The 13,230-nt window shown below is 61.3% G+C and carries 8 protein-coding genes; 1 reads left to right on the top strand and 7 read right to left on the bottom strand.

All coding sequences use genetic code 11. The annotated features are described in order from the left end of the window. Positions 1-18: 18 nt before the first annotated feature. Positions 19-3,687, top strand: coding sequence for a glycosyltransferase (locus ACT6QH_RS01315; RefSeq protein ID WP_444973013.1), 3,669 nt, complete (start codon positions 19-21; stop codon positions 3,685-3,687). A gap of 45 nt (positions 3,688-3,732) precedes the next feature. Here ACT6QH_RS01315 and ACT6QH_RS01310 read toward each other — a convergent pair whose 3' ends face one another. The 7 genes from ACT6QH_RS01310 to ACT6QH_RS01280 form a co-directional block, all read right to left on the bottom strand. Continuing rightward, a complete protein-coding gene (locus ACT6QH_RS01310) occupies positions 3,733-4,932 on the bottom strand; it encodes a glycosyltransferase family 4 protein (protein ID WP_444973012.1) in 1,200 nt (399 codons plus the stop codon). After that, complete coding sequence (locus tag ACT6QH_RS01305) at positions 4,929-5,315, bottom strand: hypothetical protein (protein WP_444973011.1); 387 nt, start codon at positions 5,313-5,315, stop codon at positions 4,929-4,931. The genes ACT6QH_RS01310 and ACT6QH_RS01305 overlap by 4 nt, the downstream gene beginning before the upstream one ends. 203 nt (positions 5,316-5,518) lie before the next feature. Next, positions 5,519-7,051: a hypothetical protein gene (locus ACT6QH_RS01300; protein WP_444973010.1), complete on the bottom strand. Its 1,533-nt coding sequence runs from the start codon at positions 7,049-7,051 to the stop codon at positions 5,519-5,521. Between the two features lie 37 nt (positions 7,052-7,088). Continuing rightward, on the bottom strand, positions 7,089-7,424 hold the full coding sequence (locus ACT6QH_RS01295) for a helix-turn-helix domain-containing protein (RefSeq protein WP_444973009.1): 336 nt from the start codon (positions 7,422-7,424) through the stop codon (positions 7,089-7,091). A gap of 105 nt (positions 7,425-7,529) precedes the next feature. Beyond that, on the bottom strand, positions 7,530-8,954 hold the full coding sequence (locus ACT6QH_RS01290; RefSeq protein ID WP_444973008.1) for an HlyD family type I secretion periplasmic adaptor subunit: 1,425 nt from the start codon (positions 8,952-8,954) through the stop codon (positions 7,530-7,532). A gap of 3 nt (positions 8,955-8,957) precedes the next feature. Continuing rightward, entirely contained in the window at positions 8,958-11,078 is a 2,121-nt protein-coding gene (locus tag ACT6QH_RS01285; protein WP_444973007.1) for a type I secretion system permease/ATPase, read from the bottom strand. Positions 11,079-11,259: 181 nt separating this feature from the next. After that, positions 11,260-13,230 (bottom strand): calcium-binding protein (locus ACT6QH_RS01280; RefSeq protein ID WP_444973006.1); only part of this gene is annotated, 1,971 nt, incomplete at its 5' end.

Below are 13,230 nucleotides of genomic sequence, written 5' to 3'. Positions count from 1 at the left end.
CAAGGCAGGAAGTCCACCGTGCTGTTTGCCGAGATTCACCGTCATTTCATCGCCCCGCATCTTTCCGGCGCTGTTGTCGATATCGCCAATGATCGTCTCACCCTGCTGTATGTGGGCCAGGGGGCGGATCATGCCATTGTGCTGGAGGCGTTCCATCGGTTGCAACGGCCGGGGGCTGTGCCGCTGCATCTCGTTCTGGCCGGGGCGGGTTCGGGAGTGGGGGAGCTCTCCGGTGCGGATGTCTCGGTGCATGAACAAGATGGCGTTGCGGGTGAGTCAACTTTCTGGCCACTGCTGGTGCAGGCCGGCCTTGTCATCTGGGATGGTTCGGATGAAGCGTTGCCCCATGCCCTGAAGGCCATGGGGGCGGATGTGCCGGTGGTCTGTCTGGCTCCGTCACGGGCCGGGGAAGGTTCTGCCTTGGCGCAAGGTATCCGCGCCGCAGGGCTGGAGGTGCAGGGCAGGACGCCGGAGCAGATCGCTGCGGCTGCGCGCGTGGTGCTGGAAGAGCCCTGGTTGCGGCGGGAGCTGGTGCGCCGCCAGCGCGCCTTTCTCGAAACGCTGGATATGGGGGAGCTGGAAGCCGCATTCGGCCCGCAGCCTGTAAGTGGTGCTGGCGACAACAGCCATATTGGCGGCTGGCGCATTGAAGGGCCGTTTGACAGTTCCTACAGCCTGGCCATCGTCAACCGCTCTCTGGCGCTGGAGTTGGAACGGCAGGGGGAGGATGTGGGGCTGGTGAGCATGGATGGCCCCGGCCGTCTGCCGCCCGACCCGGCCTTTCTGGCGGCAGAGCCGGAGGTGGAGCGGTTGTGGCAGCGCGCTGCGGCCATGGCCATGCCGGATGTGGTGACGCGGAACCTCTACCCGCCTTATGCGCTGGATATGCGCGGCCTGACCCGCCTGCTGAGCAATTATGCGTGGGAGGAGAGCGGCTTTCCGCCGGCCCATGTGGCGGCCTTCAATTCCTCTCTGAATCTCATCACCACCACCAGCCATTTCGTGACCAAGGTGCTGCGTGATAACGGCGTGCGTGTTCCCATCGCCATGGTGGGCAACGGCATTTTTGAACTGCCTTGTGAACTGCCGCGACAGCAGGGGGGGCAGCCGGCGCGCGATGCCGCCATTTATCGCTATCTGCACATTTCCTCCTGCTTCCCGCGGAAGGGCGTGGACGCCTTGCTCGCGGCATGGGCGCGCGGTTTCAGCCGGCATGACAAGGTGGAACTGGTCATCAAGACCTTCCCCAATGAACATAATGATGTGGCCGGACAGATCGAGGCATTGCAGCGGGATTATCCCGAGCTGGCGCCTATTCACCTCATAGAGAAGGATCTCGACGAGGCCGATATTCACGCGCTTTATGCGGATGCGGATGCGGTGGTGTGCCCGGCCCGAGGGGAGGGGTTTGGCCTGCCGATGGCCGAGGCTCTGGCCCATGGCAAGCCGGTTGTTACCACCGGCTTCAGCGGCCAGCGCGATTTTTGCACCCCGGAAACCGCATGGTTGTGTGATTTCAGCTTTGACTGGTCCCGCGCGCATCTGGGCGTGACAGCTTCCGTATGGGCGGAGCCCGATGTGGATTCCCTGATCGCGAGCATGAAGGCCGTGCGCGCCGCCCCGGCGGCGGAAGTGGCGGTGCGTGTAGCGAAGGGGCAGGCCCTGCTGCATGAGAATTATCGCTGGCCGGTGGTCGCCAGCAAGACACGCACGGCTGTTGCCGCGCTGGAGCAATTGGATTGTTCTGTACTGCGTCTGCCGAAAATTGGCTGGGTCTCCACCTGGAACACGCGCTGCGGCATCGCCACCTATTCCGAAGCCTTGACGCGGGATATTCCGCCAGAGCGCCTTGCCCTGTTCGCCAATCGTAATGCGGTTCTGGAAGGGCCAGACGCCCCGAATGTGCACCGTTGCTGGACACTGGGCTGGGTGGCGGATGATCTGGAAGAGCTTTATGCCGCCCTTCGCGCCGAAAAGGTGGAGGCGCTGGTTCTCCAGTTCAATCTCAGCTTCTTTCCGCTGGAGGCGCTGTGCCGGCTGGTGGAACGGGTGGAGAAGGATGGTGTGCCCGTCTTCCTCTGCTTCCATTCCACCATGGATGTGGAGCGGCCGGTAGAAGCAGGCGGTGGCTGGCTGCGTCTGGGGGAAGGGCGGCAGAGCCTTGCCCGCGCCACGCGTATTCTGGTGCATTCCGCCAGTGACCTGAACCGCCTGAAAGCCATCGGGCTGGTGGAGAATGTCACGCTGCTGCCCCATGGCTTGCCCGAACCTTTCGCCGGTGACCGGGGGCAGATGCGGCACGCTCTGGGGCTGGAGGGGCGCACGGTTCTGGCGACCTTCGGTTTTCTTCTGCCGCACAAGGGGTTGCGCGAGATCATCCTTGCGGTGAAGCGGATGCGTGTCTCCCGGCCGGATCTGCACCTTCTGATGCTGAATGCGCTTTATCCGGCCGATGTCTCGCGCGCGGAACTGGCAGCCTGTCAGGCGCTGGTGAAAGCCGAGGGGCTGGAAGACTGCGTGACCATTGTCAGTGATTTTCTGGAGGATGAAGACATCATGGCCCGTCTCTCGGCGGCGGATGTGATTGTCTATCCCTATCAGAACACACAGGAATCGGCGAGTGGTGCGGTGCGGCTGGGGCTGGCTTCGGGCACGCCGGTGGCTTGTACGCCCCTGCCCATCTTCGAGGATGTCGCGCCCATCACCCGCACCTTGCCGGGCATCTCGCCGGATGAACTGGCGGCCGGGCTTTCCGACATGCTGGCGGATCGCGAGGCGTTGGCCGAGCAGGCAGAGAGGCAGGCGCAATGGGCCGCGCAGATTATCTGGCCGGTGATGCGCAATCGCGTCGAGGGCATGATCCGCGGCCTGTTGCTGGATCGGCAGATGGTGCGTTTTGGCGCGCCTTTCGTCCCCGCCTCTGCTGCATCTGCGGAACCGCACACACCCTGTCTTATTCACCGCCCTGCTCTCACGCCCCGACAGGCGCATTATATTTTCGAGGGGATGGCGCATGTGGAGGGCTGGGGCATCAACGCCTTTCTGGCCCAGTGCCTTGTGGTGCTGGATGGGGCGCAGAAAGACGCCGGCCTGACAGGCGCGCTGTTCGAGCTGGGTGTACACCATGGCAAGACCACGGCGCTTCTGGCCATGTTGGCCGGCGCGGAAGATGCGGTGGTGGCGCTGGACCTGTTCGAGGGCCGGCAAGATGAGAATATCGACCATAGCGGGCAGGGCAACCGCGCCCTTTTTGATGCCCATATGCAGGCTTGGGCCCCGGAGGTGGAGGTGCAGGCCATCACGGCCAACAGCCTGTCATGTGATCTGGCGACTGTGCCAGCGCTCGCTGCCGGCATCCGCCTCGCCCATATTGACGGGGCGCATTATGTCGAGGCCGTGCTGAAGGATCTGGCGCAGGTGGAAGGGCTGCTCTGCCCCGGTGGAATTGTGGTGATGGATGACTTCATGCATTCCGGTTTTCCGGGCGTGAATGAGGCCTGCAATCTCTATTTCAGCCGAGGGCTGGGGGCATTGGTTCCGCTGGCCATGGGCCAGAACAAGCTTTTTCTCACCACGCCAACCCATCTGGAGCGCTGGCAGGCGGCGCTTCAGTTACAACTGGTTGCGCCAGTGGGCAAGAAGGTGAGCTTCTATGGTCACATAGTATTGTGTCTGGATGCGCACTGAGGAAAAACGGCCCGCCTTCTGTGCGGGCCGCCGGTTTCTTCCGCTTCAGCCCGCCGGTTGATCCAGCAACCGGCGCACCCGTTCGGCGACATTCTGCTGAAAGCGCTCAAGCGTGAATTGCGCGACATAGGCTTGCGCAGCTTCATCAAAGGCGGCAAGGCTGGTAAGGCCCTGATCCAGCGGCAGAAGGGCTGCCTGCGGATCTGCAAAGGCTGCGGGCAGCCCCTGCATGATGGCCAGAAGCCCGTCCTCCAACCGGAGCATGTCTCCAGCCGGGCTCATACGGCCAAGGCCGTTGGCGATATAGCGCAGATTATAGGCATCATATCCCACCGGAATCAGCCCGGCCCGCAAGCCTTCGATCACCGGCTTGCAGAAACCTTCATGATAAGAGGGGATCACCAGCATGTGGCTTTGATGATAAAGCCGCTCCAGCTCTTCATCGCTGGCTGTGCCCACAATTTCCACCTGCTGCTGGAGCCCGGCTTCTGCAATCGCGTTCTTGACGTGTTCGAGATAGGCGCTGTCGGACCAGTCCAGATTGCCGACAATACGCAACCGAAACGCGGGCGCGCCGCGCGCCACCACGCCCCTGAGTGCGGCTATGAGGTCCAGCACGCCCTTGGAGTGCACCACCCGGCCGACAAATAGCAGTTCAAGCCGTTCAGGTTCGGGCTTGGAGGCCAGCGTTTTCAAGGAGGGACTATCAACGGCAAGGGGTATGATGTGAATGCGGGTGCTGTCAAAATCGCGCGCATACAGCTCATCGGCATTGACCTGGCTGACGGGCCAGATCTCATCCACGCGACGGAAATTTTCCATCTGCCGCAGGGATTTTGCGATTAGCTTATGATGCGCTTCCGGTACGAAGCGGGCCGGCGTAACATTATGGAAGAACACGGCCTGCCGGGCATGGCCATTGCCCATCACCATGGCATCGAACAGATTCACATGGATGCCGAAATGATAGATGATCAGATCCGCTTCCAGAAAATCATCGTCCAGCAGCAGGTCCGAGAGGTCGCCGGCGCTTTTCCAGTTCATGCCCGGCACATCGCAGCGCCACGACGTGATCTTCACATCCAGATCCGGCATGGCGGAAAGCGCGTGGAAGGTTTCGCAGACTGATGTGGAGATGGCGTCGAACCGGGTGACGGAGGGCACCACGATCAGGGCCTTTTTTCGGGCCTGGGCTTGTTGGGTGTCAGCCGGCATGGGGGTGGAGGCGGTCTCGCATGTGGTCATGGTGCGTCCCGCTCCTGCGCAGGCTGGGAGGCGTGCGGGGCGGCGAGTTCCTGACGCAGCATTGTTATATTATGCTCCAGCTCCACCACATGGGCGACGGCTTCTACAAAAGTGGGGCTGTGAATGCGCCATCCCTTTTCCAGCCGGTGCAACTGTGCGCCAAGATGCTGCACTTGCTCCTGAACTTGCACCATCTGGCCTTCCAGCGTTCCGGCGCGGCGATAGAGCTCCTGCTCGGTATGGGCGGAACGGGCATCCAGCGCATCAAGGCGCGCGCGCAATTCTGCTTCCAGCGGGGCGACGCGCCGTTCCAGCATTTTCTCGAAGGGACGCCAGACCGGCCGCAGAATCCACACAAGACTGTCTCGCAGGGTCGTTTTCACATCTGCCTCCTGTCTTGCATGTGCGATGGGCCGGGTCTGGTGCGGGTGGTGGCTGAGCCTGCGGGCGCCAATTGTGAAAAGCGCGGCCCGCTATGAAAAGGAGGAGCCTGAGGGGGGGAGTGAGAAAGGCTCCATGTCATCATGACAGTGCCGGGACGCTCTGAAGCGTGCCCGGCACATGTGGTGTTTGGAGCGTCGATGGATCAGCCCAGATGAGGATAGGCGAAAGTGCCGATCAGGCTGATGGTAGAACCATCTTCCATGGACCAGGTTACGAATTGAATATCCTGCGCGTAAGCGAGGCGGGAATCATAGATCACCACATCCGACCCATCGCTGAATGTGGCGGTTCTTCCATCCTGGAGCACATAATCCGTGATGAAATCCCGCGCATTCTGATCGAATGTGTAGATGGTCTCCGAATATTTGATGCGTTCGGCGCTGACATCCAGATAGGGCTCAACCGCCTCAAGAATACCTGATGTGTTGATGCCGGCTTCCGGCGCTGGAAGTGCGGTGGAATCATCCGGCGTCTCGACAGGGATATCGACGACGTCTGGCGTGTCCGCTTCTTCTTCGGCAGGCTTTACAGGGGTCAGTGGCGGAAGATTGTCTGTCGCGGAAGATGAAAACTCCAACTCCAGCCCGCTCTCGACAAGCAGCTTTGCAGATTGCTCGGCATGAGGCGCAGACCCCGCAGCCTCGACATCAGAAGCGTCGGCATCTCTGGCGGTTGACGCGGTTTTGAGGCTGTTGTTTGCGGCTTTGGCTGTATCGGCGGCGAAAAGGGCGCTCAGATTGAACGGGCCATCGCTTTGCAAACTGCTGGCGAGATGGTCAATGGCTTGCTCGGGAGCAGGATGGGCAGAGGTGACCTGCGTAAAATCCAGGTCAAGCGTCTGCTCGGCCGGGAAAAGAATATCCCCATCGAGAATATTCCCGACCGTGCGATCAATGCTGCCCTGGCTGGCCGTATGTCCCTCCTGAGGCGCTTCCTGAAAGCCGGAGGCGATCACCTGCGACATGTCATCGGCCCGTTGGGCGCTGTCTCGTGTCAGCCCGGAAGAGGCCAGCATGGCGGCAAAATCCGCATCGGCCGCATTATCTTCTTCTGATGGCAGAATGGATGTGTGGGACGAGGCGATATCCCGATCCATGTCGCCATGCAGCTGGCTGGTCACGACAGCAACCGCAGCGAGCACCACCAGAGACTGGCGGCGATCCATCTCCGCCCCCTCCTGCGTGGGGTTTTCCAGCGGGTCCGTCAGCGCACCATTGGCGTCAGCATCATCATGCTCGGCCGCTTCGGCATCGGTCGCGGAGAGCTTGAAGAAGGCCGTGGCGATAAGGGCCACCAGAAGGGCGCTGGGGTGCAGGCGCACATTGCTTTTCTTTTCCGGCGTATCGGCCGGCGGCAGAACAAGCGGATTGCGCTCCAGGAAGGTTTCTACCAGCGTGCGGAAATCCGGCCCGCGCAGGACATGATCGAAGGCGGCGCTGGCGATCAGATAAGCGCCATCCGTGCGGGCGCAATGCACAATGACATCGCCGCTATTGGCATCCGCAAAGATGAACCATGGCTCACCTTCATCGGTCAGGCCACGGTCTGTATCAACCCGAAACCCAACCGAAAGCAATGCGCTCTCGACCCGATAGAATTCGGCGAGTTCCTGATTGTTCCAGTCCCGGTTTGCCGGCCGGGTGCGGAACAGGGAGACAATATTGCTGCCAGCCATGCCTGCTTCCAAAAGGGGGACTTCCGAGAGTGAAGAGTCAGATACTTTCCACTTGCGCTGATGCCGCCGCATCCTTGTCATCCTCGAACAGGATTTCAAAGGTCAGGGCATCATAGTAACGCAGAATGGTCCGAACGAACTCTCTCGGGTTCATTTCCAGCGCAGTGGCCCAAGCCCGATACCGCTCAGGCGGAATACGCCCGCGACCGGCCTCAAGCTGGGAGATGAAAGTGTAATATTCCGTGCCGACAAGAGAGGCCAATTCTCTCTGGGAAAGGCCCAACTCCTCCCGGCGCTGTTTCAGCCAGCGTCCGGCTTCCCGTCGTAACTCCAATGCATCGTCGGATAACCGACGTTGGCTGTTGCCTATCATGATCGCCTCACAATTAAAATGTGCTAGCGAAGGAATATGCACGTGTTGCGCGTAGAGCACAAGACGGGAACTACATCAATTACTGTATAGCTCGTATCCATTTTATCATCGCTCGCGCATGGAGCGGCCCAAGGCGTCCGTCAACGGGCGGACAAGGTAGTTCAGTACCGTGCGCTCGCCAGTGTTGAACACGATCTCCGCAGGCATGCCGGGGCGGAGCGCGACCTTCATATCTGCGGGAATGTCGATATCGGCAATGGCCACACGCGCGAGATAATAGGGCTCGTGCGTGGCTTCATCCACCAGCCTGTCCTGGGAAACTGACATGAGCGTGCCGAGAATCAGAGGAGTGGTGCGCGAGTGGAAGTTCGGGAACTTCACCTCCACCGGCTCGCCATTCTTCAGCCTGTCAATATCCTGCACGGGCACGCGGGCATCCACCACCAGTTCTTCGTTATCCGGCACGATTTCAAGCATCGTGTCGCCCGGCCGCACAACGGCGCCAATGGTGTAAATGCGTGAATTGATGTTCTGCACGGTGCCGGCGCGGGGGGCGCGAATATCCACCCGTTCCAGCGTATTGCTGGCCACATTCATGCGCTCGCGCAGATCGCTCAGCCTCTGGCGAATTTCCACCAGCTTCTGGCCCACCTCTTCCGCACGCTGCTGGCGCAGCTGCTGAATCTGCATCTGCACTTCGCCGATGCTGCCTTCGGATTTGGCGCTGTCAGCGATATTGCGGCCCACAATGCCGAACAGGCGGGCCTTTTCACGCTCCAGCGAGGAAACGCGGGCCTTGGTGACAAGCCCCTTGGCCTCCAGCGTGCGGGCGCCTTCCAGTTCATCATCAATGAAGTGGAGTTGCTGCTCTGCGGATTTCTTTTCCTGCGCCAGACCTTCAATCTCCGTGCGGAGCTGGCCGATCCGGTTTTCCAGAATTTCCTCCTGGCCATCCATCGCCGCCTTGCGATCGCGGAACTGGGCGCTCTGATCGGCGATCACTTCCTTCACATGGGGGTGGGAGGCGCGCGCCAGAAGGCTGGCTGGAAACTCGATCTCCTTGGTCCGGTCACGCTCGGCCACGAGCCGCGCCTCGGTCGCGAGGGCGGCGTCGAGCTGGGCGCGCACGGCGTCATAATTGGCCTGGGCGGAGGTGCGATCGAGGCGGAAGAGAATGTCATTCTCCTTCACCCTGTCACCTTCCGCGACATTGATATCATCAACAATGCCGCCTTCCAGATGCTGCACCATCTGCCGCTTGCTTTCCACCGAGATGACGCCGGATGCGATAACGGCGCTGTCGATGGAGGCGAAAGCCGCCCAGCTGCCCAGCCCCAGAAAGGCGAAGGCGATCACGGCATATCCCATCATGGCGACGGCGTGATAGTCGCTGCTGGGCTTGGGTGCGTCTCCCATGGCCTGTTCATCCTGCTTGGCCAGCCTCTCCTTGAGGAAGGTCATCAGATGTTCGGCCAGAGCTTCGGCGCGTGCGCGTGCGGCCGCGAAAAGCTCTTTATAGGATTGAGGCATGTATCACTTCTCGCTTGAAATGGCGGCGGCTTCATCGGCCGGGGCTGCGGCCTTGACCGGACCAGCCTTTTCGGGGCTGGCGGAGTTCATGGCTTGCGCTGTCGCAGGGGTGCTGGCGGCAGCGGTAAAGGCCCGGAAGGGGGACTGAAAGCTGGCGTGCCCGGCGGTGGAGCTGACATTGTTGCCAGAGGCGCGCGCGCCGGCTTGAACCGCGCCGGCTTGGGCTGTGCCGGCTTGGGCAGCAGCTTGGGCACCACCTGCGGCTTGAACTGCGGCCTGCGCCGGGGCGTTCTGGGAGGGGCGCTGAGCACCATTCTGCCCGACGGCCTGGGCGACAGCTTGCATGCCGCCTTGGGCTGCGGCGGCCTTGCGGGCCGGTTCCGCCTGCTCCTGCCCTTCGGCTGAATGCACCACGCGCGGCCCCATGAGACGGCGCAGAACCTCATCACGCGGGCCAAATGCCTGCACGGTGCCATCCTTCATCAGCAGCACCAGATCACACAAGGCGAGACTGTTGGTCTTGTGGGTGATGATGATGACGGTTTTGCCGGCTTCCTTCAGGCGGCGCACGGCGTCCATCAGGGCCTGTTCGCCGGTGGCGTCGAGGCTGGCATTGGGTTCATCCAGCACGATAAGAGAGGGCATGCCGTAAATGGCCCGAGCAAGACCGATGCGCTGGCGCTGGCCGCCGGAAAGGGCCTGGCCACCATCACCAATCTGCGTATTGTAGCCATCCGGCAGGTTCTGGATCATCTCATGCACGCCAGCCATCTGGGCGGCGGTGATGATCTTCTCGTCATCGCCTTCGCGGAAGCGGGCGATATTTTCGGCGATACTGCCGGAGAACAGCTCCACATCCTGCGGCAGATAGCCCAGATGTTCACCAAGCTGATCCGGGTCCCAATGGGAAAGATCAGAGCCATCCAGCCGCACGGCACCATTCAGCACGGGCCACACCCCCACAAGGGCGCGGGCGAGGGAGGATTTGCCGGCGGCGCTGGGGCCGATAACGCCCAGCACCATGCCCGGAGCCATCTGGAAGGAGACGCCGCGCAGCACGGGAGCCTCACGGCCCGGCGCGCGCACCACCAGATTTTCCACCGAGAGTGCGCCGGTGGGGTCGGGAAGGCGCACGCGCTTTCCGGTGGGGGGCAGGGCGCGCAGCAGGGTCTGCACCCGATCATAGGCCGAGCGCATATTGACCATGGATTTCCAGTTGCCGATGGCCATTTCCACCGGCTGAATGCAGCGGCCCACAATGATGGAGGCGGCAATCATCACGCCGGGGGAGATTTGCCCGGTAATGGCCAGATAGGCGCCAAGGCCGAGTACGAGGCTCTGCACGAAGGAGCGGTTGAACTTGGTGGCGGCCATGAGCACGCCGGCCTTGTCGGATGCCGCAGCCTGCCAACCCAGCGCGCCCATATGATTCTTGCGCCAGCGATCCCGGAGCTGGCCCACCATGCCCATGGCCTGCAACACCTCGGAGTTTCGGAAGGTGGTGAGAGCCTGGTTGCCGGCATGGATATTGGCTTTGGTGGCCTCATTGAGAGAGGCGCGGGTGGCCCTGTCATTCGCCACGGCCAGCAGGCCGGAGAAAATGCAGCTCACCACGGCCAGCAGCCCGAAATAGGGGTGCAGCATGGTGGCGACGATAATGTAGATGGGCACCCACGGCAGGTCGCACAGGGAGATGAGCCCCTGCCCGGTATAGAATTCCCGCACCGTATCGGTATCGCGCAGGGCCTGCGCGCTGCCTGCGCTGGGGTTGAGCAGGCTCATGCGCTGCACGGCCACGAACATGGGTGGGCTGGCCACCTCATCAAACTTGACGCCGGCGCGCACCAGCACGCGGGAGCGCAGTGATTCCAGAGCAGCCCAGATGAGATACAGGAAGGCGATGATAAGGGTGAGCACAACCAGCGTGGTGATGTTCCGGCTGGAAAGCACCCGATCATACACCTGCATCATGTAGAGTGGGCCGGTGAGGCCCAGCAGGTTGATGAAAAAGGAGAACACGATGGCGGTAATGAAGGCCGGCCGCGTGAGTTGCAGGGCGGCATCCAGCGCCGTGCGCGCCTTCTGCTGAGGGCCCGCATGTGCCTGTGAACGCATGTTGCTCATGAAATCCGTGCTGCTCCTGACCCGGTTGTGGGTCTCTTGCTCGCGCAATTGTAGAGTGTATCGGCTTAAAAAGCACCTAATGATTGTGTTTCGCAACCGGTGACGTTGCGTTCTGATGCAAAAAGACCCCGGCGCGGATAGCGCCGGGGTCCATATTGTCTGGTCTTGTGACCCGCGAGGATCAGACGAAGACGAAGTTGTCAGCGGAGATCGAGCCCGAACCGTCAGCCGCGCCGAGCAGGGCAATCTCGTGATCGGCGTCGTTGAACAGGTTCTGGCCGTTGCCGGAGGGAACACCGAAGTACTGACCATTGTTCATCAGGAGAACCTGATAGTCGGAGCCGGTGGCGCTCACCTGGAAGGTGCCTTCACCGCCATCCGCATAGGTGCCCTGGCGGACAACCACATTGGCAGGGCCAAAAGCGCCGATTTCCGTGTGCCACTCACCTTCGAAATACAGGTCAACGCCGGTCAGTTCCGGTGCATCAACGTCGAACACGAGAACATCGTTGCCGTTGCCGAAGTCGGTGATGATGTCGTTAGACACCGCAGAACCCACCGAAGACTTGCCGGTTTCGCTGTTCAGGCCGACGAACTCTTCGCCCAGACGGAAGACGAAGGTGTCATCGCCCGTGCCACCCGTCATGGTGTCCTGACCGCCAGCAGCCTGACCGCCACCGATGATGATGTCGTTGCCAGCGCCACCATCAATGGTGTCGTTGCCGAACGCAATCTCCCGAGCCAGTTCAGCACCGGTGTTGTCACCGAAGAGGATGTCGTTGCCAGCGTCACCCATGAGGTTATCACGGCCGCCATTACCGATGAGCAGATCGCTGAGCGAAGCACCCGTGAGGCTGTCGGCGGAGTTGGTGCCGACCACATAGTTCGCGTCCTGAGAGCCGAGAACGGTGAAGCCGGAGGAGGCCTCTTCCGTGGTCAGCACGGCAAAGCCGTAGTCGCGACCAATGACACCGAGCTCATCAGCGACATCCGTGCCGAGATAAGCCGCGAAGCCATCCGTCGTCACGGTGCCAGCGTCACCGCCAGCCAGACCGGAAGCGTCGAGGGTCTTCACCACTTCGTCTTCGAAGAAGAAGCCGTTCACGGAACCCGTGCCGCTGACATTGAGGGTGCCAGTGGAAGGCGCTTCCAGATCAAGGCCAACCAGATCGTTGAACACATGCACGAAGGCGACAGTCGGGGTGCCCCAGTGGCCGCCGACCGGACCGATGTTGCCAGTCCAGTGAGCAACTTCCTGAGTGGCAACTTCGGAGACAGCACCCACAACTTCACCGGCAGTGGTGATGTTCATGGCGCCAACAGAGCCAGCCTGCAGCCAGTTATGGCCAAAGGTGTCAATGTCGTAGCTGGTGCGCTCGTCGTTCACAAAATAACCAGGGACGATGACATGACCTTGGAAGATGACCGGGGGAACCCAGGCCTGGGTGATGACTTCCGGAAGCACCACATTCGAGTGGCCATCAACTTCCAGATCTTGCTCAGCACCGAACAGCCCGATGCGGGTCTCGGTGCCACCAACAATGTCAATGCGGGAGATATCAGCCGCATTGTTGCCGGCGCCATCAGTCTCGTCCGCGTCGATACCGTAGGAGGTGATATCGGCGTAGTCGGCAGCCTGGATGGAAACCGTCTCGAGATCGTCAGCCTCACCACCGTGGTGATCGCCGATCAGGCCGAGCATGATGTCGCCGTTGGAAGCCGCAGACACGTTCAGGGTCTGAAGGCTGTTGGCGTTGGCAAGGGCATCCACGGGAGGAAGATCCATCGCAACGCCACCCACGGTGAGGTCACCGGAGTTTTCGGTCGCAATGGTGAGGGTGCGGATGGAGTGGCCATCTTCGATCGCGGTGCCGCGGAAGAGGCCGTCACCGTTGACCACGGCATCACCCACAGACTGGTTCACGATGGAAACGGTCTGGGTGGTGTCTTCGTCAACCTGGATGCTGGAGTTCAGGATGGAGGCACCCTGGAACTGCACGGCCAGAGAGGAGGCCTCGAGCACGCGCACGCTGGAGCCGTTACCGACATTGCCGATATTGGCGGAGACGTTGAGCGTCAGGTCAGCGCGCTTCTCACCATCATAGTCAACTTCAAGACCCTGAGCGAGCGGGCCATTGACGTTGACGGTCTT

It is taken from the genome of Haloleucobacter albus (genome assembly GCF_052492075.1).
This window is presented reverse-complemented; position numbering and strand designations above follow the sequence as displayed.

Bases quoted from the DNA above. Each gene is read 5' to 3' on its own strand.
- ACT6QH_RS01285 (WP_444973007.1), bottom strand. From the start codon at position 11,078: ATGAGCAACATGCGTTCACAGGCACATGCGGGCCCTCAGCAGAAGGCG.
- ACT6QH_RS01295 (WP_444973009.1), bottom strand. From the start codon at position 7,424: ATGATAGGCAACAGCCAACGTCGGTTATCCGACGATGCATTGGAGTTA.
- ACT6QH_RS01290 (WP_444973008.1), bottom strand. From the start codon at position 8,954: ATGCCTCAATCCTATAAAGAGCTTTTCGCGGCCGCACGCGCACGCGCC.
- ACT6QH_RS01310 (WP_444973012.1), bottom strand. From the start codon at position 4,932: ATGACCACATGCGAGACCGCCTCCACCCCCATGCCGGCTGACACCCAA.
- ACT6QH_RS01300 (WP_444973010.1), bottom strand. From the start codon at position 7,051: ATGGCTGGCAGCAATATTGTCTCCCTGTTCCGCACCCGGCCGGCAAAC.